Origin of the sequence: Psychrobacter sp. Sarcosine-02u-2 (genome assembly GCF_002836335.1) — a bacterium.
GTDB lineage: Bacteria > Pseudomonadota > Gammaproteobacteria > Pseudomonadales > Moraxellaceae > Psychrobacter > Psychrobacter faecalis.
Genome location: NZ_PJBX01000090.1, coordinates 1 through 284 on the forward strand (window position 1 = coordinate 1; position 284 = coordinate 284).

The 284-nt window shown below is 46.1% G+C and carries 1 protein-coding gene; it reads right to left on the minus strand.

Features of this window, described 5'->3' with window-relative positions; genetic code table 11:
• The coding region (locus CXF58_RS01390; RefSeq protein ID WP_145989783.1) for a transposase at positions 1 to 284 on the minus strand (284 nt) is incomplete at both ends.

A 284-nucleotide genomic window follows, 5' to 3' on the forward strand; every position in this document is an offset into this window, starting at 1 on the left:
AGTAATTGGGGTTTCATATTACGCCGAAGTTTCGTTATCAGCCTAGTATCACTGTGTTTTGTGAGCCACGCGTTTAGGGCTTTACTGATGTAGCCTCTATCACCAAACACCTTGCCAAACACAGGTGTTGCCATATCCTTAACAGGCACTCTGTCATCCGTATTACCCGCAGTGACTTTAACAGATACCAGCTCGCCCTTATGATTGATAATGGCGTGCAGCTTAAAGCCATAGAACCAGCCCATGCTGCTTTTGCCTCGGGTTGCAAGTCCCTTAAAGACTTT